Raw genomic sequence first — 20,369 nt, 5'->3', positions numbered from 1 at the left:
TTATTTTTCTAAATACACTTCTAATTCAGCTACATTTTGAGGCCATCCAGTGCTGAGTTGCTCTATCCATAAAGCAATATCAGATGCCCAATTAGGTAATGACGTATCTTGAGCCAATTTGGCGATATTTTGGATATTAACAAGCCCCACTGATGCAGCCGCACCTTTTATTTTATGTGCCACATCTGACACCATTTGTTGCATGTCTGCGTTTGCTAGATAATCTTTATATGCCGTTTCCAATTCATCCAAATAAATTGGCATCCACTGTTTGAATAACTCCACATTAGCTTTAGCTTGTGATTTTCCAATTAACTCAATAAGTGAAATATTAATACCTTCTTGAACTTGAGGGAGCTCTTCTTCATCAGAGGTAGTCTCGATATCATCTCCTAAGAATGTTTTAAAACACTGACGTAATTCCGTTAGAGAAAGAGGCTTACGCAACACGCCATCCATACCCTGATTTTGATATTCCTCTTCGCTGTGCATAACGTTTGCCGTAAAAGCAATTAAAGGTGGAAGAAAATCATAAATCCCTTCTTCATAGTTTTTACGTAAATAGTATGCAATATCAAAGCCTGACATATCTGGTAACTTAATATCAAGAAAAACAATATCATAAGTATTTTTCTCAAATAATTGGATAGCCTGTTCACCATTCATCGCTACATCAACATAATGCCCTTGCTTTTCAAGAATACTTTTGGCCACAACAACATTCAATTCAACGTCTTCTACTAATAAAATAGAAAGATGCTGCATGGCTTTTTCAGCATTACCATCATGAGCCTGAGCTTTTTCTGCAATGATCGTTAAGTAAAAGGTTGAACCTTTTTCCAGTTCACTCTCAACCGTTAAATCCCCTTGCATTAATTGAGCTAAATTCTTAGAAATCGCAAGACCGATACCACTTCCTGCAGAACGATGAATATTATCTTTAACCTGATAGTACATGGTAAAAATCTTATCTAATTCGCAAGGTGCAATACCTGCCCCCGTATCAGTAACGCTAAATTGATACTGATTATCTTGCATTTTCTGCACCCTTAGAATGACTTCACCTTTGTCAGTGAATTTGACGGCATTACTAATTAAATTCCAAAGAATTTGGCTAAGGCGAGCACGATCGAGATAAAGCCAATTAGGTAAATTATCATCCAGCTTTAAAGAGAATTTTAGCCCCTTTTGTTCTGCCATCAAGGTACCAAAATTATAGAAATCATTAAGTAGTGAATGGAAATCGCAAGGCTGAATATTTAATTCAATGCGTTTGGAGTCGATCTTGTCTAAATCAATAATATCACTAAAAATATGGCCTAAACTGACCGCACTTAGGTTAATCGTATTAAGATAATTTTGTTGTTGTGCCGTTAATTTATCATCCAATAAAATTCGACTAAGCCCAATGATCCCATTTAAAGGCGTGCGTAATTCATGGCTAATCGTTGCAAGCAAGGTACTTTTATCTCGACTATTTTTTTCTAATCGCGCAAGCGTTTTAGAGAGCTCTAAACGGGAACGTTCTAATCGTTCAACTAGTAGCGTAAAAAAATAAATAACAAAAGGAGCGGTAAATAAACCAAACGTGATCGAGCGAACAATGTCACTCCAGTGAATACCATCACTAAGAAGCGTGCTTAATAAGATTTGTATACAGATAGCTAAAATCGCAAGAATCACGATACCAAGTAGAGAGAAACGGACCCGACCTAATCGAATAACCCAATCAACATAACGTTGTGCAAAATATCTAAAGTTTTTCATTGTTTATATTGAGAAATAAAAATTGAGATCATTCTATATAATTTTTTACAAAAATCCATAAACAAAAACCCCAAGCCATTCAGCTCGGGGTTCTCTATTCAATACCTGGCGGTGTCCTACTCTCACATGGGGAAACCCCACACTACCATCGGCGCATCGGCGTTTCACTTCTGAGTTCGGTATGGGGTCAGGTGGGACCACCGCTCTATCGCCGCCAGGATTATTCCTTTAATAACTTTTCTCTATTCTGCTCTCACTATCTCTAGTGCTCACAACCAAACAAGCTGATTCACTTCAAAACTTTCTCTTTCTTCTCTGAGTTTCTTCGTCTTACCCAACACCCAAAACCCTTGAGCGTTGTATAGTTAAGCCTCTCGGGCAATTAGTATCTGTTAGCTCAACGGCTCGCACCGCTTACACACCAGACCTATCTACGTCTTAGTCTTAAACAACCCTTACTGTCTTAATGACAGGGAGAACTCATCTCTTGGCAAGTTTCGTGCTTAGATGCTTTCAGCACTTATCTCTTCCGCACTTAGCTACCCGGCAATGCGTCTGGCGACACAACCGGAACACCAGTGGTGCGTCCACTCCGGTCCTCTCGTACTAGGAGCAGCCCCAATCAATTCTCCAACGCCCACGGCAGATAGGGACCGAACTGTCTCACGACGTTCTAAACCCAGCTCGCGTACCACTTTAAATGGCGAACAGCCATACCCTTGGGACCTACTTCAGCCCCAGGATGTGATGAGCCGACATCGAGGTGCCAAACACCGCCGTCGATATGAACTCTTGGGCGGTATCAGCCTGTTATCCCCGGAGTACCTTTTATCCGTTGAGCGATGGCCCTTCCATTCAGAACCACCGGATCACTATGACCTACTTTCGTACCTGCTCGACTTGTCTGTCTCGCAGTTAAGCTTGCTTATACCATTGCACTAACCTGACGATGTCCGACCGTCATTAGCAAACCTTCGTGCTCCTCCGTTACTCTTTGGGAGGAGACCGCCCCAGTCAAACTACCCACCAGACACTGTCCGAGACCACGTTTCGTAATCTTCGTTAGAACATCAAACGTTAAAGGGTGGTATTTCAAGGTCGACTCCAACAATACTGGCGTATCATCTTCATAGTCTCCCACCTATCCTACACATCAAAATTCAATGTTCAGTGTCAAGCTATAGTAAAGGTTCACGGGGTCTTTCCGTCTAGCCGCGGGTACACCGCATCTTCACGGCGATTTCAATTTCACTGAGTCTCGGGTGGAGACAGCCTGGCCATCATTATGCCATTCGTGCAGGTCGGAACTTACCCGACAAGGAATTTCGCTACCTTAGGACCGTTATAGTTACGGCCGCCGTTTACTGGGGCTTCGATCAGGAGCTTCTCTTTCGATTACACCATCAATTAACCTTCCAGCACCGGGCAGGCATCACACCCTATACGTCCACTTTCGTGTTTGCAGAGTGCTGTGTTTTTAATAAACAGTTGCAGCCAGCTGGTATCTTCGACCGGTTCAACCTTCGCCCGCGAGGGACTACAATCTACGCCGGCGCACCTTCTCCCGAAGTTACGGTGCTATTTTGCCTAGTTCCTTCACCCGAGTTCTCTCAAGCGCCTGAGTATTCTCTACCTGACCACCTGTGTCGGTTTTCAGTACGGTTTAGATAAACCTGAAGCTTAGTGGCTTTTCCTGGAAGTGTGGTATCGGTTACTTCAGCTCCGTAGAGCCTCGTCATCATCTCTCAGTGTTAAAGAAGTCCGGATTTGCCTAAACTTCTCACCTACCAACTTAAACGCACATATCCAACAGTGCGATAACCTAACCTGCTCCGTCCCCACATCGCAGTTTATCCAAGTACGGGAATATTAACCCGTTTCCCATCGACTACGCTTTTCAGCCTCGCCTTAGGGGCCGACTCACCCTGCCCCGATTAACGTTGGACAGGAACCCTTGGTCTTCCGGCGAACGGGTTTTTCACCCGTTTTATCGTTACTTATGTCAGCATTCGCACTTCTGATACGTCCAGCAAACCTCTCGATTCACCTTCATCCGCTTACAGAACGCTCCCCTACCCAACAGACTTACGTCTGATGCCGCAGCTTCGGTGCTATATTTGAGCCCCGTTACATCTTCCGCGCAGGCCGACTCGACTAGTGAGCTATTACGCTTTCTTTAAATGATGGCTGCTTCTAAGCCAACATCCTAGCTGTCTAAGCCTTCCCACTTCGTTTCCCACTTAATATAGACTTTGGGACCTTAGCTGGCGGTCTGGGTTGTTTCCCTCTCCACGACGGACGTTAGCACCCGCCGTGTGTCTCCTGAGTATCACTCTTCGGTATTCGTAGTTTGCATCGGGTTGGTAATCCGGGATGGACCCCTAGCCGAAACAGTGCTCTACCCCCGAAGGTGTCCGCTCAAGGCTCTACCTAAATAGATTTCGGGGAGAACCAGCTATCTCCCGGTTTGATTGGCCTTTCACCCCCAGCCACAAGTCATCCGCTAATTTTTCAACATTAGTCGGTTCGGTCCTCCAGTTAGTGTTACCCAACCTTCAACCTGCCCATGGCTAGATCACCGGGTTTCGGGTCTATACCTTGCAACTAGACGCCCAGTTAAGACTCGGTTTCCCTTCGGCTCCCCTATTCGGTTAACCTCGCTACAAAATATAAGTCGCTGACCCATTATACAAAAGGTACGCAGTCACCCTTAAAGGGCTCCCACTGCTTGTACGTACAAGGTTTCAGGTTCTATTTCACTCCCCTCACCGGGGTTCTTTTCGCCTTTCCTTCACAGTACTGGTTCACTATCGGTCAATCAGGAGTATTTAGCCTTGGAGGATGGTCCCCCCATCTTCAAACAGGATATCACGTGTCCCGCCCTACTTGTCGTTAGCTTAGTACCATGACCTGGACTTCGAGTACGGGGCTATCACCCTGTATCGCCAAGCTTCCCAGCTTGTTCCTCTGTCTCTGTCATTATCACTAACAGGCTCCTTCGCGTTCGCTCGCCGCTACTAACGAAATCTCGGTTGATTTCTTTTCCTCGGGGTACTTAGATGTTTCAGTTCTCCCGGTTTGCCTCACTTACCTATGAATTCAGTAAGTGATAGTAGATTCTTCATCTACTGGGTTTCCCCATTCGGACATCTTGGATTAAACGCCTCTTATCGACTCATCCAAGCTTTTCGCAGATTAGCACGTCCTTCCTCGCCTCTGATTGCCAAGGCATCCACCTTGTACGCTTAGTCACTTAACTATACAACCTCAAAAATTCTTGATGTTGTGTTTTCAACTAAACACTTGATTGCTTTTGTTCAATCAAGATTTTCTTCTTACTCAGACTTTTTCTTATCCCTTAAAAGGACTTGAAAGTCTCTTCAGTTTTTCAGCTTGTTTCCTGGTTGTTAAAGAACAGAAATAACATTTTCAGTTATCATCGTTAAATAAACTCATTGAAGCACTTTAAGCATTAAATCACTCAATTTACTTAACGATGATAAGTGGTGGAGATAAGCGGGATCGAACCGCTGACCTCCTGCGTGCAAGGCAGGCGCTCTCCCAGCTGAGCTATATCCCCATGTCATCGTTTATTTACCACCTTATTCACCTTCATCACTCACTCAGTTTGAGTGGTGGGTCTGAGTGGACTTGAACCACCGACCTCACCCTTATCAGGGGTGCGCTCTAACCACCTGAGCTACAGACCCAAGGGAATAACGGCTTTCTGCTCGATATTGTCTACAATATATCAATCAATCTGTGTGGACACTTATTGTCTCTCGTTTTGGTAAGGAGGTGATCCAACCGCAGGTTCCCCTACGGTTACCTTGTTACGACTTCACCCCAGTCATGAATCATACCGTGGTAAACGCCCCCCCGAAGGTTAAGCTATCTACTTCTGGTACAACCCACTCCCATGGTGTGACGGGCGGTGTGTACAAGGCCCGGGAACGTATTCACCGCAACATTCTGATTTGCGATTACTAGCGATTCCGACTTCATGGAGTCGAGTTGCAGACTCCAATCCGGACTTAGACGTACTTTGTGAGATTCGCTCCAGCTCGCACTATCGCTTCCCTCTGTATACGCCATTGTAGCACGTGTGTAGCCCTACTCGTAAGGGCCATGATGACTTGACGTCATCCCCACCTTCCTCCGGTTTATCACCGGCAGTCTCCTTTGAGTTCCCGACCAAATCGCTGGCAACAAAGGATAAGGGTTGCGCTCGTTGCGGGACTTAACCCAACATTTCACAACACGAGCTGACGACAGCCATGCAGCACCTGTCTCAGAGTTCCCGAAGGCACCAATCCATCTCTGGAAAGTTCTCTGGATGTCAAGAGTAGGTAAGGTTCTTCGCGTTGCATCGAATTAAACCACATGCTCCACCGCTTGTGCGGGCCCCCGTCAATTCATTTGAGTTTTAACCTTGCGGCCGTACTCCCCAGGCGGTCGATTTATCACGTTAGCTACGGGCGCCAAGCTCAAAGCTCAACCCCCAAATCGACATCGTTTACAGCGTGGACTACCAGGGTATCTAATCCTGTTTGCTCCCCACGCTTTCGCACATGAGCGTCAGTACATTCCCAAGGGGCTGCCTTCGCCTTCGGTATTCCTCCACATCTCTACGCATTTCACCGCTACACGTGGAATTCTACCCCTCCCTAAAGTACTCTAGCGACCCAGTATGAAATGCAATTCCCAGGTTAAGCCCGGGGCTTTCACACCTCACTTAAGTCACCGCCTGCGTGCCCTTTACGCCCAGTTATTCCGATTAACGCTCGCACCCTCCGTATTACCGCGGCTGCTGGCACGGAGTTAGCCGGTGCTTCTTCTGTAGTTAACGTCAATCACCTAGTCTATTAAACTAAATGCCTTCCTCGCTACCGAAAGAACTTTACAACCCGAAGGCCTTCTTCATTCACGCGGCATGGCTGCGTCAGGGTTGCCCCCATTGCGCAATATTCCCCACTGCTGCCTCCCGTAGGAGTCTGGGCCGTGTCTCAGTCCCAGTGTGGCTGGTCATCCTCTCAGACCAGCTAGAGATCGTCGGCTTGGTGAGCCTTTACCTCACCAACTACCTAATCCCACTTGGGCTCATCCTATGGCATGTGGCCCGAAGGTCCCACACTTTCATCTCTCGATTCTACGCGGTATTAGCTACAGTTTCCCGTAGTTATCCCCCTCCATAAGCTAGATTCCCAAGCATTACTCACCCGTCCGCCACTCGTCATCAAAGAAGCAAGCTTCTTTATGTTACCGTTCGACTTGCATGTGTTAAGCCTGCCGCCAGCGTTCAATCTGAGCCATGATCAAACTCTTCAATTCAAGTTCAATCGCTCAATACTGCTGACATAAAATGTCACTACTTAAAAAAGTATTATGAATTTCTAGTTAGCACCTATTAAGACTTCAAAATTAAAAATATTTTTAAAACAAGTCAATCAACAAGTGCCCACACAGATTGTCTGATATATTGTTAAAGAGCAAAAAAGAACGACGCACTGGTTTTTCTTAAGAGTCACAACAGCGCGTCGTTGTGTGGGGCGTATTATAGAACTTTCAGAATTCTTTGCAAGTGCTTTTTTACAAAAAAATTCAATTTTTTTCTTGTCTGATGATTTAATCATCAAAGTGAATTGTCTTTGTTCAATATTCAAGGTAAATTACCTCCAAAGAGTAAGCATTTTAATGAGGTAGTTATGAATTTTGAGCAAATGATTGGTTTCGGTGTAGCAGGTAATTTTGCGGGACATTTAGAACAAGCCGGTGAATCGGCTGATTTCACTCAAGTTAAAACAGAAAATGCCATTCAACCGAAAGCAATTTTCCCGTTTTATGTGCCAAGTGAAAACGCTGGTTTTCTTTCTACCTTTCCTTTAAGTTACAATGAAATTAACTTTCCACAAGGTGCGGATAATCTTCAAATTGAACCTGAAATTGCACTTATTTGTGATCTTATCTATAAAGGAAAGCAAGTTGAGAAAATTATTCCTCGCTATTTTGCAGCCTATAATGATTGCTCTATTCGTCGCCCTAATGCGAAAAAAATCTGTGAAAAGAAGAACTGGGGCGCGGCAAGTAAAGGTATTTCACCCAAACTGATTCCACTTTCTTCCTTTATTAAAGGAAGTGAAATTGATCAATATCGTATCGCTTGCTTCCATAAACGAAATGGGGAACTCAATACTTACGGCATTGACAGCCCAGTGATTGGTTATAGCTATTTCCACCAACAATTATTAGATTGGATCTTGGATAGAATGAATAATCAACCCGATGAGGGACCAATGAATCATATTGCTTCTTTATTAGAGCAAGCAAACTATCCGAAACAAGCGATTATTAGTATTGGCGCCACCCGTTATACTGAATTCGGTGAAACACATTTCTTGCAACCCAATGATCTCAGTATTGTTGTCGTGTATAACGGTGAAAAATATTCAGCAGAGGAAATTGAGCAAATGACAAGAGATGAAAAATTTGCAGATGACATTTCAGCGCTTATTCAGAAAGTGGTTTAGCATACATCTAAAAAGTGCGGTTAATTTTGACCGCACTTTTTGTTTACTTCCTTCTTAAAGAAACTTCTCCGGCATTAAAATACCGCTCTCCTTCATCGGTTATGACTTTTAAATAACCACGTTTATCAATCCCCTGCTCTATACCTGAAATCGCGCCTTGCTCAGTAAAGACGTTCACTTCATCACCAAAAAATTCATTATAGTTTATCCATTGTTGCATGAATTCCTCATCAATGCCCTTTTCTTCAAATTGAGCTAATCGAGAATAAATACGTTGAATCACTTTAATAAGGATCTTTTCACGATCTATATCAGGATCCTGTTCGGTTAATTGTGCATACGGCTGACTAATTTCGCTTGATTGTGGCAATTTTACATTGATCCCAATACCAGCCACTAAATTAAGCAACCCATTCTTGTGATTGATAATCTCTACCAAGATTCCACCGAGTTTTCGCCCTGAAAGCAAAATATCATTTGGCCATTTCACTTTCGCATTTAACGCTTCTGCAATAGCTAAACCAATTACTAAACTTAATCCATCCAATGCTTTTTTAGGATCGATAGTCCAATAAAAACTGAAAATTAGCTGGCCTGCAAACGGTGAAAGCCATTGGCGACCACGACGTCCCCGTCCAGCTGTTTGATATTCAGCCAAACACAAATCACCTTTTTTTAATTGCTCAATTTGTCTTGATATAAATTCATTTGTTGAAGAAATGGTTCGATGATAATGCACGGAATAAGGTGAAAGTGCGGTTGAAATTGTTTGCGGATTTAACAAAGGCATTTCTGGCACAAGTTGACAGACATCATTTTCTTCTTGAATATTTAATCCCACTTCTCTCAATAATGCCATTTCTTGCGCCAATTCATTTGACGTAATATTTAAAAACGACATCAAATCTGACCGCACTTTAGGTTGGCAATCAGACAAACAATCCAATAACGGTGGCATATTCATTCCTTCTCATAAAAACCTTGGCAAATCTTACCATAAAAGCGAAAAAATTCATTTTCAACCACATGAAAAATCTGTATAATTCCGCCGCAATATTTTTTGAAACAATTTTTAACAGCGAGATATTGCCATGCTTAGAATCAAACAAGAAGCTCTGACTTTTGACGACGTTCTACTCGTCCCAGCTCATTCAACTGTTCTTCCGAACACTGCCAACCTCTCAACTCATCTCACCAAAGAAATTCGCTTAAATATTCCGATGCTTTCTGCTGCAATGGATACTGTCACAGAAACCAAATTAGCAATCTCTTTAGCACAAGAAGGTGGTATTGGTTTTATTCACAAAAATATGACGATCGAACGCCAAGCGGATCGTGTTCGTAAAGTGAAAAAATTCGAAAGTGGTATCGTTTCTGAACCTGTCACTGTTTCGCCAGATTTGACCCTTGCAGCACTTGCTGAAATGGTGAAGAAAAACGGCTTCGCAGGCTACCCTGTTGTAGACGGTGAAAATAACTTAATCGGTATCATTACTGGCCGCGACACGCGTTTCGTAAAAGATTTAAGCAAAACTGTTTCACAATTAATGACGAAAAAAGAAGACTTAGTCACCGTAAAAGAAGGTGCAAGCCGTGAAACAATTTTAGAATTAATGCATCAAAACCGCGTAGAGAAAGTACTTGTAGTAGATGATGCATTCAAATTAAAAGGCATGATCACCGTTAAAGACTTCCAAAAAGCGGAACAAAAACCAAATGCATGTAAAGATGAATTTGGTCGTTTACGTGTCGGTGCGGCTGTAGGTGCAGGCCCAGGTAACGAAGAACGTATTGATGCTTTAGTGAAAGCCGGCGTAGATGTGTTGTTAATCGACTCTTCTCACGGTCACTCTGAAGGTGTGTTACAACGTGTTCGTGAAACTCGTGCAAAATATCCAAACTTACCTATCGTTGCGGGTAACGTAGCGACTGCTGAAGGTGCTATCGCACTTGCAGACGCAGGCGCAAGCGCAGTGAAAGTAGGTATCGGTCCAGGTTCAATTTGTACAACTCGTATCGTAACCGGTGTAGGTGTTCCACAAATCACCGCTATCGCAGATGCGGCAGCGGCATTAAAAGAACGTGGTATTCCAGTTATCGCGGACGGTGGTATTCGTTTCTCTGGTGATATTGCAAAAGCTATCGCTGCAGGCGCAAGCTGTGTAATGGTTGGTTCTATGTTTGCCGGTACTGAAGAAGCACCAGGTGAAATCGAACTTTATCAAGGTCGTGCATTTAAATCTTACCGTGGTATGGGTTCATTAGGTGCGATGGCGAAAGGCTCATCAGACCGTTACTTCCAATCTGATAACGCTGCAGACAAACTCGTACCAGAAGGTATCGAAGGCCGTATTCCATACAAAGGTTACTTAAAAGAAATCATCCACCAACAAATGGGTGGCTTGCGTTCTTGCATGGGCTTAACTGGCTGCGCAACCATTGAAGAATTACGCACGAAAGCAGAATTCGTTCGCATCAGTGGTGCGGGTATTAAAGAAAGCCACGTTCACGATGTAACTATTACTAAAGAAGCGCCAAACTATCGTATGGGCTAATCCGTAGGGTGGGCTTTAGCCCACCTTTTAAAATTAAATTAAATTATTACTTATTAAGTATGACAATTTGTGCATTATTATTTAGAGATTCATTTCCTATCGCAATTACAGATAACCTAATTAGCAATAAATCAGGAATCAAAGATTTATCAACACCCTTAATTGAGAATGAAAATAGAGAAGGGCTAAATGGGTATAAGCCTGCTGGAGTTGCAAATAAAATTTGGAAAATAACCATTAATGATGACATAAATCACACTTACTATATGATGTATTCAGGTAGTGTTAATGATGCATTAGAACTATCAAATTATATTAAGAGTAAATTATCTTATCAAACTGTAGATGAAATAGATGTTCTAAATATAGAAAACTATATAATCAGCTCTAAGTTAGAAATTAGTGTTATCCTGATGTATATGGATAAGGATGGCTATTTCTCTCATTACTATGTTAATGCTCATAAGATTCCATTAGGAAAAATTGATTCTATCTTGGCTATTGGCTCTGGAGTCAGTGATTTTTACCATGAAGTTCAGAATCTTTACTTAAAAAACTCTAAATTAATTGATGGAATCACGCATCTGAATATCCAAGAAAAGATTCTCACATCCTTATTATTAGTATCACAACTAACTAGTGATTACCTATACTTAGATTGTTTTTCATCTTTTGCAAGAAAATCATGCGGTGCATTGTACAATATATATACGCTTCCTCAGCTTTATTACAATTCTATCTCTGAAATCCCAAATTTCATAAAAAATGGGATTTGTCAGATATTTATTGACTTCTGTTTTATTCAAAATAATTTTTTCATAAAAAGGATAGTTCATACCAGGCAATGTTATGAAAGTGATGAAATTCTTTCAACAACAATTGATCTTAATGAGAAAATACCAAATGATGATATAGTCAAAATTAATAAAGGTGAATTTAGAAAAAGAGTACATATAATTAGATCATTAAAAGATGACAGTTTTTTGGATAACCCCAATGAATTATTCCTATATTCGAACCAAGTAATAATCTATGCTTCAGTAGGTATGCAGAATACAAAAACAATACATTACCTACCAAATGATAATCACAAAATTATTTCTATTAAATATTCAAATTCAGAATTGGAAATAAAACTAGATTATATGAATGAAGAAAATTTTTTTACTCGTATATCGAAAAGAGTACTACAGCCTTTAATTTTACCAAAACAAAAAATGCTAAAAATTTTATAGATTATTCAACAATTACATCATTAACCATTTATTAAGGTAAACAATGACAAACATCCACAACCATAAAATCCTGATCCTCGACTTTGGTTCACAATATACGCAATTAATCGCACGCCGTGTGCGTGAAATTGGTGTGTACTGCGAACTTTGGGCGTGGGACGTGACGGAAAAACAAATCCGAGAATTTAACCCAACGGGGATTATTCTTTCAGGTGGTCCTGAAAGTACCACAGAAGCAAACAGCCCGCGTGCACCAGAATACGTATTTAATGCAGGCGTGCCGGTATTAGGTATTTGTTACGGTATGCAAACAATGGCGATGCAACTTGGTGGTTTAACTGAAACCTCTGATCATCGTGAATTTGGCTATGCTTCTGTAGCATTAGAAAATGCCACAGCGCTTTTTGCAAATCTTAATAATAATTTGACCGCTTGCGAGCCAAAATTAGACGTTTGGATGAGCCACGGCGATAAAGTAACGCGCTTACCAGAAAACTTCAAAGTAACTGGCACAACGCCAACCTGCCCAATTGCGGCAATGTCTGACGAAAATCGTCGTTTCTACGGTGTACAATTCCACCCTGAAGTAACGCATACTAAAAAAGGCTTGGAATTATTAACCAACTTTGTAGTTAACATCTGTGGTTGCGAAACTAAATGGACAGCTGAAAATATCATTGAAGATGCCGTTGCTCGTATTAAAGAGCAAGTGGGTGATGATGAAGTGATTTTAGGTTTATCTGGTGGTGTGGACTCTTCTGTGGTTGCATTACTTTTACACCGCGCTATCGGCAAAAACTTACACTGCGTATTCGTGGATAACGGTTTACTCCGCTTACACGAAGGTGACCAAGTCATGGAAATGTTCGGTGATAAATTCGGTTTAAATATTACCCGTGTTGATGCTGAAAGCCGTTTCTTAGGCGAACTTGCAGGCGTATCTGATCCTGAAGCGAAACGTAAAATTATCGGTAAAGTATTCGTTGATGTATTCGATGATGAATCGAAAAAACTCACTAATGTAAAATGGTTGGCACAAGGTACGATCTACCCTGACGTCATCGAATCTGCAGCAAGCAAAACAGGTAAAGCACATGTGATCAAATCTCACCATAACGTAGGTGGCTTACCAGACTATATGAAACTTGGCTTAGTTGAACCGTTACGTGAATTATTTAAAGATGAAGTACGTAAAATCGGTTTAGCATTAGGCTTACCGGCTGAAATGATCAACCGCCACCCATTCCCTGGCCCAGGTTTAGGCGTGCGTGTATTAGGCGAAGTGAAAAAAGAATACTGCGATTTATTACGCCGTGCGGATGCAATCTTTATCGAAGAATTACGTAATAGTGGTTGGTATGAAAAAACTAGCCAAGCCTTCAGCGTATTCTTACCAGTAAAATCTGTAGGTGTGATGGGAGATGGCCGTAAATACGATTGGGTGATCTCGCTACGTGCAGTAGAAACCATCGATTTTATGACCGCACATTGGGCTCATTTACCTTATGATTTATTAGGCAAAGTGTCTAACCGCATCATCAACGAAGTGAATGGCATTTCCCGCGTGGTGTACGACATCAGCGGAAAACCCCCAGCAACGATAGAATGGGAGTAACCTAAATCAATTTAAAGGGCAAATTATTTTGCCCTTTTCTTCTTTTATAACAATAACTTCTCTCATCAAAATTCACTATGGACATCGCATTTTTACTCGGCACTAAAATTATTGAACTGACACTCATTGTACTTATTGGCTATGGGTTGGTTAAATCAAAACTATTAAAATCAGAAGATAGTAAACCGCTTTCCATTATTGGGCTTTATGTCATTAGTCCAGCGGTAATGATTGAAGCCTTTCAAATTGATTACACGCCTGAAATCTTGCAAGGTTTACAGCTTTCACTGCTTATGGCGGTGTTTCTTCACATTATTCTGATTATTATTGGTAGCCTATTGAAACGCCTACTAAAGCTTGATCCTATTGAACACGCCACTTCCATTTATTCCAATTCTGGTAACTTAATTATTCCGATTGTGATGTCGTTATTTGGCAAAGAATGGGTCATTTACGCCAGCTGTTTTATTGTGGTACAAACTTTTCTATTTTGGACACATTGCCGTTTGATTATTGTAGGAAAAGGAAATTTATCCTTAAAGATGATTGCCAAAAATATCAATATTTGGTCAATTCTCGTCGGAGCATTTTTATTTGCTTTTCAAATAAAATTACCAAGTATTATCAATGGTACACTCTCTTCCATTGGCTTATTTATTGGTCCAAATGCCATGCTTGTTGCGGGTATGCTGATTGCGGCAATTCCTTTACGGAGCATCGTATCATCCAAACGCATTTATTTAGTCACACTTTTGCGCTTGTTACTTATTCCGATTGCATTATTGGTATTAATAAAACTGATTGGGTTTGTGCATTGGGCTGAAAAAGGCGAAATTATTGTGTTAATTAGCTTTTTAGCAACCACTAGCCCATCCGCTTCAACTGTGACACAAATGGCGGTGATTTATAACAACAATCCACAGAAAGCCAGCGCCATCTATGGTGTAACGACGCTGCTTTGTATGTTTACTATGCCACTGGTGATTGCGTTATATCAAATGTGGGGGTAAATCGTGGAAAAGTGCGGTCAATTATTTAAGCAGTTTTGATGCTGGCTGCTCTTTTTTCAAACGATAAAGTTGATATAAGTTAACGAAAACTAAGAATGCGTTTAGAAGCGCAACTGGATAAGATTTGATGATCAAACTGTAAACGACAAAAAGTACCGCTCCAATTGCATTAACAACTCTCAAGTGAACAATCGATTTAAATAAAAAAGACGCGGCCACAAAGAATGTTGCCAAATAACCTAATAATTCGATGAAATTAAATTCCATAAATCTCTCCGTCAACAATGATTGGAGGCGGCATCATAAAAGATTTTGGAATCGAGGAAAAGAGGCGAAATAAAGGCAACCGATTGCAATATCAAGAAATTTTTATTTCGCTCAACATTCGCTTAGATAAAGACTTTTTGCACTAAAAACATATAAAAAATTGTGCCAGCCGAAATAGAAAGAAACATGTTCTTTTTCCAGAAATGTAACCCCAATACCAACGCACCCGCAATGAAATCGGGTAAGCCATGATAACCACTCAATACATCCACATTTTTATAGCAATACACCACTAACATCCCAAACATCGCCGCAGGCAATACTTTGCCAAGGTAACGAATATAGTCCGGAATCTGGCGATTGGCGGGAAAAATCCAGAATGGCAATAATCGAGTAAATTGCACGCACACAATACAAATCACAATGGTGATAATTTGTTCCATCAATGTCATTTTAGTGCCTCCAATTTAGATGAAAGTTTAGGTCGTCTTATGGTTAACAGAATCCAAATACTAATGAGTGTTGGCACCAAAAAGTGCTCTTTCCCAACAATTAACAGCGATGCAAAAGCCACACCTAAACCTAATAATGAGCTTTCATGAGATTTCTCTTTAAGCCAGTTTTCAGCAAAAATCACCAGGAAAAGTGCGGTCATACCAAACTCTACCCCTTTTAAATCAAAAGGAATAATTGAACCAAATAGATTACCTAATCCAGCTCCTACAACCCAATAAAGATGGAGATAAAAACTAACAAAGAACATGTACCAGCCTTTATCTAAATGATCAGGAATCTTCGCCATATAGTTCAGGGAAAAACTTTCATCGACTAGGGTACTAATTAAATACCAACGTTTTTTCCCGAGTTGAGCACCATATTTTTCTAACATGGAAATACCATAAAAAATTTGGCGCCCACTTACCATCAGCGTAACCAACGCAACACTTAAAGGCGAAAAAGGCATAACTAATGCAGCAGCCGCAATAAATTCCACGGAGCCCGCATAAATGAGTGCTGCCATTGCAACGGGGAACCAAACACCGAATCCAAGTGCTTTCATGTAAATGCCGTATGCTATGCCTAAAAATAAAAAGCCGGCAAGCATTGGCATGCTGTAAGGAAATGCCGCTTTTGCTGCGGCTTTGATGGGATTTTCTGTCACGACTTCTGACATATTGACCTACTACAACTCTAAAACAGACAAACCAGGTAAGGTCGAAAAACTTTGTGCTTTTACTGTTTGATGGAAATCTTCGATATAAGCTAAATTAGCATCTTCTTTACGAATCGCGGCATAGAGGTTACTGTACAACCCTTCTTCTGTAATTTTACGCGCCACCACATACCCTTTTTCTAAATAAGGTAATGCCGCCCAATAAGGCACGGTAGCAATGCCTCGACGACTCGCTACTAACTGGATCAAAGCGATCGTTAGCTCTGTTGTACGACGAGGCGGATTAATACCTTTCGGTTTCAATACTTGACGATATAAATCCAACATATCATCAGGCACGGGATAGGTTACCCAAGTTTCTTCAGCGAAATCTTCTGCCTGCCAAACCTCTTTATTGGCTAATGGATGATCTTTAGAACAAATTCCCACCATTTCATAAGAAAATAACGGCTTAAATAAAACATCATCATTTTGTTCAACTTCAGACACAATCGCCCAATCTGCACGATGAGATAATAACAATCCAACCGGATCCGTGTGAAAACCTGACACAATATCCAATTCTACCAAGCTCCAATGCTGACGAAATTCATCCATCGCAGGCATTAACCAGTCGAAACAGGTATGACACTCCACCGCAATTCTTAACTGCCCTGCATCACCGTGTTTTACGCGTGCGAGCTCACGTTCTGCATCAACCACTTTCGGAAGAATTTCATTGGCAAGACGAATCAAACGATCGCCTGCTGCGGTAAAACGCAATGGATTACTTTTACGCTCAAAAAGAGGTAAACCAAATTGCTCTTCCATTAACTTAATTTGGTGAGAAAGTGCCGATTGTGTTAAATAAACACGTTTTGCCGCCATTGAAACACTGCCTGTTTCCTTTAAAGCAAGCAAGGTTCTTAGGTGACGAAGTTCAAGAAATGTGGGTTTCATTAGAATAATTCATAAAGTTATAGCATTAGATGAGCAACATGATAACGCAAATTAAATTTGTCGAAAAGAAAGTGCGGTCAAAAACGTTGATATTTTTGACCGCACTTAAGCCGATTATTTATCTAATTGAACAGGAAGAAATAAGCTCAATGGACGTTTTTTCACAATTTGACAAACTTCATGCCAAATTGGCCACCAGCTATCAATTTCCGCATTCAAAGAACGCAGTGCAACCCAAAGCGTTAATGAAAAACTGACAATTAAATTCACTAAACCAATCAACAATACAAAAGCAATGCATTGTAAAAGCAATGAATAGGTAAAATGTCCGCTCACGGCAATATAGCCCACATTTGCAGATGAAAATGCCACATGACGAATATCTAACGGAAGATGCGTTAAGTACCCCACCACACCGGTAATCCCAAGCAGCATACCAAAGCAAAGGTTACCAATTAGCGAGCCATAATTCTCATGCATATAATTAGCAAATTTCACGCGAGTCTTCTCAGACATTAGTTTTTTCAATAACGGATGCTGAGTTAAACGCATACGCATATTCAAATAATTGCTACGGTTATCAAAATAGCCCGAAATAATCCCCGAACAGAATAACCATACACCTGCAATGGCGGCAAACCATAAGGTTCCCGCAAAAGGATCAATACTATGCAACTGATATGCGATTTGATCGGCATTCATCAATGGCTCACCTGTTTTATATTGGTAACCAAACGCAATCAATGCGGCTAAACCCATCGCAATGAGCACATTGCCTAGTACCGCAATACTTTGAGAGCGAAATACATCCACTAATAATTGAGCTAATTTCATATTGACGGTTTTACCTTGAGGCGTTTTCTCAACAGCCTCAGCAAAACGGGCTGCAGTCATGGCCGGCTGTTTGGTTGCCACCGTGAAATGAAGCATAAAGATCACCATGAAACCTAAGCCGTAATTTAAGCCTTCGGCAATCCCTTTCCAGACTTTGTCATCAATAATGCTACCTAGATAGATTTTAAATAGCGCCATCAGTGCAATTAATACCCCACCACCCGCGGCAGAATAAAACATTGCCCAATACTCTTTTTTATCTCGAGTAATGTAATGCTCACCATGATCGCCTGCATTCTGCGTAACACTACGAGCCATCAATCCTGAGCTTTGTTTCCATAGTCGCGAAATACTATGTCGTTCTGCTGCTGCACGAGCAAAACAACCGGTTAATAATAAGATTCGACGCGGCAAATAGCGATTTGAAACAAAAATCGCCATCAAGGTTTCTAACCGTTCTAAAGTCTGGGAAAGACGTTCCAATAAATATGCCGTATTTAAGGATGATCCCACTACCGCCCCACGTTTCTGTAAGCCAATAATCAATGCCTTACATTGATCAAACATTACCTGTAAATGGCTATCATCAAAAACTGTTGATTGACGACGCGCCTCTACCCAATCAACTACTTCATGGTGTAAAGCCACAAAAGGCGAATCTGCATTCAACAGAGAAGGCTCCATTCGCATCAACTCAGGATCCATATCTTCAGCTGCAATCCAAATTGAAAGCATTTCAATGGCAAATAGCCCTTCACTTTCAATATGATTTTTTAAACGTTCGCGATCTTTTTGTTCTGTATAACGGGTTAAAACGCCAAATACGCCTCGCCACGTTTTTAACGGAACGGCATCAATCCAGCGGGCATCATTTTTATCGCTAAACAATAAATAAAAAATATCACGTAAATCATTAATATCTTTAAAAGAAGGATTAAAACGCTCATAAATACGCGTTTTCATTTCCTGTCCAAAACCGCCACGCGTAAGAATGCCACTACTAATAAACAAGGGATAAAGGCGTAAACCACATAACCAACCGCATAATAATTTCGAGACAGAACAGCCTAATTCTTTATCGTTTTTTAAGATAAACTTAAATAAATGCAAGGTCGGAGAAATTTTTTCTGTGGGGCTATTACGTAATAATTGGCACAGCCCTTCCACAAGACCAAAGGCATCATTTTCCTCGACTTTATTACGCAAAAATTGCGGCAAAGTATCAGGTTTTATCATGCTTTCCTCCTTCAATCGTTTATATTCAAAAGGTAAATATTATACAGATTTGTTAGGGAAAATAAAAATGAGCGGAAAAGTGCGGTCAATTTTGAAAGGATTTTAAAAGAAAAGGCGTATGTTTCCATACGCCTTTAGATTGACATTATCTCTCTTTCTTCAACAAGAAAATACCTTGTTCAGAGAAATTTACATAAGCTTGTTTGAGATTAGCATTGAAGTCTTCAGGTTTAGTATTAATGAGCAATTCTTTGCCAGCCCAAATCGCCACCACTTCCCAGTGGTTACCCATATAGACCGCACTCTTGATTTCACATTGTTGTGCTGCCTCGCCTTCTGCTTTTAAGTAAATTGCTTCAGGACGTACGCCTACTAAGCATTCACCATCTGGTAAATTGAATTGTGCCGCATTGCTTAATGGTAATTTGTAGCCATTCACGTCAATGGTGTTATTTTCCAATTTACCTTCAAAGATGCTCGATTCGCCCATGAAGTTTGCAAGGAATAAAGAATTTGGACGCAAATAAAGCTCTTTGGCTGGCGCTTTTTGCATGATTTTACCTTTATTCATCACAATAACTTCATCGGATACCGCAAATGCTTCGGTCTGGTCGTGGGTCACATAAAGTGAGGTAATACCTAAACTTTGTTGTAATTCACGGATTTTTTCACGCATAGAACGACGTAAGTTTGCATCCAAGTTACTTAATGGTTCATCAAAAAGTAATACTTTTGGTTTTAATACTAACGCACGTGCTAATGCCACACGTTGTTGTTGACCACCCGAAATTTGATCCACAAAACGATCTTCAAACCCCGCTAAGTCAACCAACTCTAACGCTTCTTTTACACGTTTAGCACGTTCTTCTTTACCCACGCCTTGCATACGTAAACCGTAGCCAACGTTATCACCGATACTCATGTGTGGGAATAACGCATAAGATTGGAATACGATACAAATATCACGATTTTGAATAGATGATTTAGTTACATCTTCACCATCAATAAAAATTTGACCTGAAGTTGGATTTTCTAAGCCTGCCACCAAACGTAACACAGTGGTTTTACCACAACCAGATGGCCCTAATAAGGTGACCATAGTGCCACGTTTAATGGTTAAATCTAAATTATCAATGACTGTGGATTTACCAAAAGATTTGGTGATATTTTTTAATACTAAGAAATCATTATTACTCATAATATTTACCTA

At 41.0% G+C, this 20,369-nt stretch carries 13 protein-coding genes, 2 tRNA genes and 3 rRNA genes; 5 read left to right on the top strand and 13 right to left on the bottom strand.

The genetic code is table 11. From position 1 onward, the window contains the following. The 6 genes from INP94_RS06685 to INP94_RS06660 all read right to left on the bottom strand — a co-directional run bounded on the left by INP94_RS06685 (position 1) and on the right by INP94_RS06660 (position 7,098). Positions 1-1,767, bottom strand: a complete 1,767-nt coding sequence (locus INP94_RS06685) for an ATP-binding protein (RefSeq protein ID WP_197543083.1) — start codon at positions 1,765-1,767, stop codon at positions 1-3. A gap of 103 nt (positions 1,768-1,870) precedes the next feature. Next, positions 1,871-1,986, bottom strand: a 5S ribosomal RNA gene (gene rrf, locus INP94_RS06680). 142 nt (positions 1,987-2,128) lie between these two features. Beyond that, positions 2,129-5,026, bottom strand: a 23S ribosomal RNA gene (locus tag INP94_RS06675). Positions 5,027-5,271: 245 nt separating this feature from the next. Next, positions 5,272-5,347: transfer RNA gene (locus INP94_RS06670), tRNA-Ala, on the bottom strand. Positions 5,348-5,400: 53 nt separating this feature from the next. Beyond that, a tRNA-Ile gene (locus INP94_RS06665) sits at positions 5,401-5,477 on the bottom strand. Positions 5,478-5,558: 81 nt separating this feature from the next. Then, positions 5,559-7,098, bottom strand: a 16S ribosomal RNA gene (locus INP94_RS06660). Together the 16S, 23S and 5S rRNA genes with 2 tRNA genes alongside form the textbook arrangement of a ribosomal RNA operon. 374 nt (positions 7,099-7,472) lie before the next feature. Here INP94_RS06660 and INP94_RS06655 point away from each other — a divergent pair. Then, the gene (locus tag INP94_RS06655) at positions 7,473-8,294 is read left to right on the top strand and encodes a DUF5718 family protein (RefSeq protein WP_197543082.1); all 822 of its coding nucleotides are present in this window, start codon (positions 7,473-7,475) and stop codon (positions 8,292-8,294) included. Positions 8,295-8,337: 43 nt separating this feature from the next. On the opposite strand, the gene birA is transcribed toward INP94_RS06655, so the two are convergent. After that, the gene (gene birA / locus INP94_RS06650) at positions 8,338-9,252 is read right to left on the bottom strand and encodes a bifunctional biotin--[acetyl-CoA-carboxylase] ligase/biotin operon repressor BirA (RefSeq protein ID WP_420026404.1); all 915 of its coding nucleotides are present in this window, start codon (positions 9,250-9,252) and stop codon (positions 8,338-8,340) included. 133 nt (positions 9,253-9,385) lie between these two features. Between birA and guaB the strand changes: the two genes are divergently transcribed. The 4 genes from guaB (at position 9,386) to INP94_RS06630 (ending at position 14,709) form a co-directional block, all read left to right on the top strand. Further along, positions 9,386-10,849 carry an IMP dehydrogenase gene (guaB, locus tag INP94_RS06645; protein ID WP_197543080.1) on the top strand — a complete coding sequence of 488 codons (1,464 nt, stop codon included), beginning with the start codon at positions 9,386-9,388 and terminating at the stop codon, positions 10,847-10,849. Positions 10,850-10,908: 59 nt separating this feature from the next. Beyond that, positions 10,909-12,084: an Ntn hydrolase family protein gene (locus INP94_RS06640; protein ID WP_197543079.1), complete on the top strand. Its 1,176-nt coding sequence runs from the start codon at positions 10,909-10,911 to the stop codon at positions 12,082-12,084. A 43-nt stretch (positions 12,085-12,127) separates the two neighbouring features. After that, complete coding sequence (gene guaA / locus INP94_RS06635; protein ID WP_197543078.1) at positions 12,128-13,699, top strand: glutamine-hydrolyzing GMP synthase; 1,572 nt, start codon at positions 12,128-12,130, stop codon at positions 13,697-13,699. Positions 13,700-13,776: 77 nt separating this feature from the next. Then, the gene (locus INP94_RS06630; protein WP_197543077.1) at positions 13,777-14,709 is read left to right on the top strand and encodes an AEC family transporter; all 933 of its coding nucleotides are present in this window, start codon (positions 13,777-13,779) and stop codon (positions 14,707-14,709) included. A gap of 21 nt (positions 14,710-14,730) precedes the next feature. Here the strand turns inward: INP94_RS06630 and INP94_RS06625 are convergent, their stop codons facing one another. From INP94_RS06625 to fbpC, 6 genes are all read right to left on the bottom strand, one after another. Then, complete coding sequence (locus INP94_RS06625; RefSeq protein ID WP_197543076.1) at positions 14,731-14,976, bottom strand: YgjV family protein; 246 nt, start codon at positions 14,974-14,976, stop codon at positions 14,731-14,733. Between the two features lie 122 nt (positions 14,977-15,098). Further along, positions 15,099-15,428, bottom strand: coding sequence for a branched-chain amino acid transport AzlD family protein (locus INP94_RS06620; RefSeq protein ID WP_197543075.1), 330 nt, complete (start codon positions 15,426-15,428; stop codon positions 15,099-15,101). Beyond that, entirely contained in the window at positions 15,425-16,150 is a 726-nt protein-coding gene (gene azlC / locus INP94_RS06615; RefSeq protein WP_197543074.1) for an azaleucine resistance protein AzlC, read from the bottom strand. Before azlC ends, INP94_RS06620 begins: the two co-directional genes overlap by 4 nt. 9 nt (positions 16,151-16,159) lie before the next feature. Further along, positions 16,160-17,089 (bottom strand): LysR family transcriptional regulator, encoded by a 930-nt coding sequence (locus INP94_RS06610; protein WP_005697769.1) that lies wholly within the window; start codon positions 17,087-17,089, stop codon positions 16,160-16,162. Positions 17,090-17,203: 114 nt separating this feature from the next. Then, positions 17,204-19,159, bottom strand: a complete 1,956-nt coding sequence (locus tag INP94_RS06605; protein WP_197543073.1) for a site-specific recombinase — start codon at positions 19,157-19,159, stop codon at positions 17,204-17,206. Between the two features lie 145 nt (positions 19,160-19,304). Further along, positions 19,305-20,357: a ferric ABC transporter ATP-binding protein gene (gene fbpC / locus INP94_RS06600; RefSeq protein ID WP_197543072.1), complete on the bottom strand. Its 1,053-nt coding sequence runs from the start codon at positions 20,355-20,357 to the stop codon at positions 19,305-19,307. Positions 20,358-20,369 lie beyond the last annotated feature (12 nt).

Source organism: Haemophilus parainfluenzae, assembly GCF_014931395.1.
GTDB lineage: Bacteria > Pseudomonadota > Gammaproteobacteria > Enterobacterales > Pasteurellaceae > Haemophilus_D.
The sequence above is the reverse complement of the archived record's forward strand: the minus strand, read 5'-3'. Positions and strand labels throughout refer to the sequence as shown.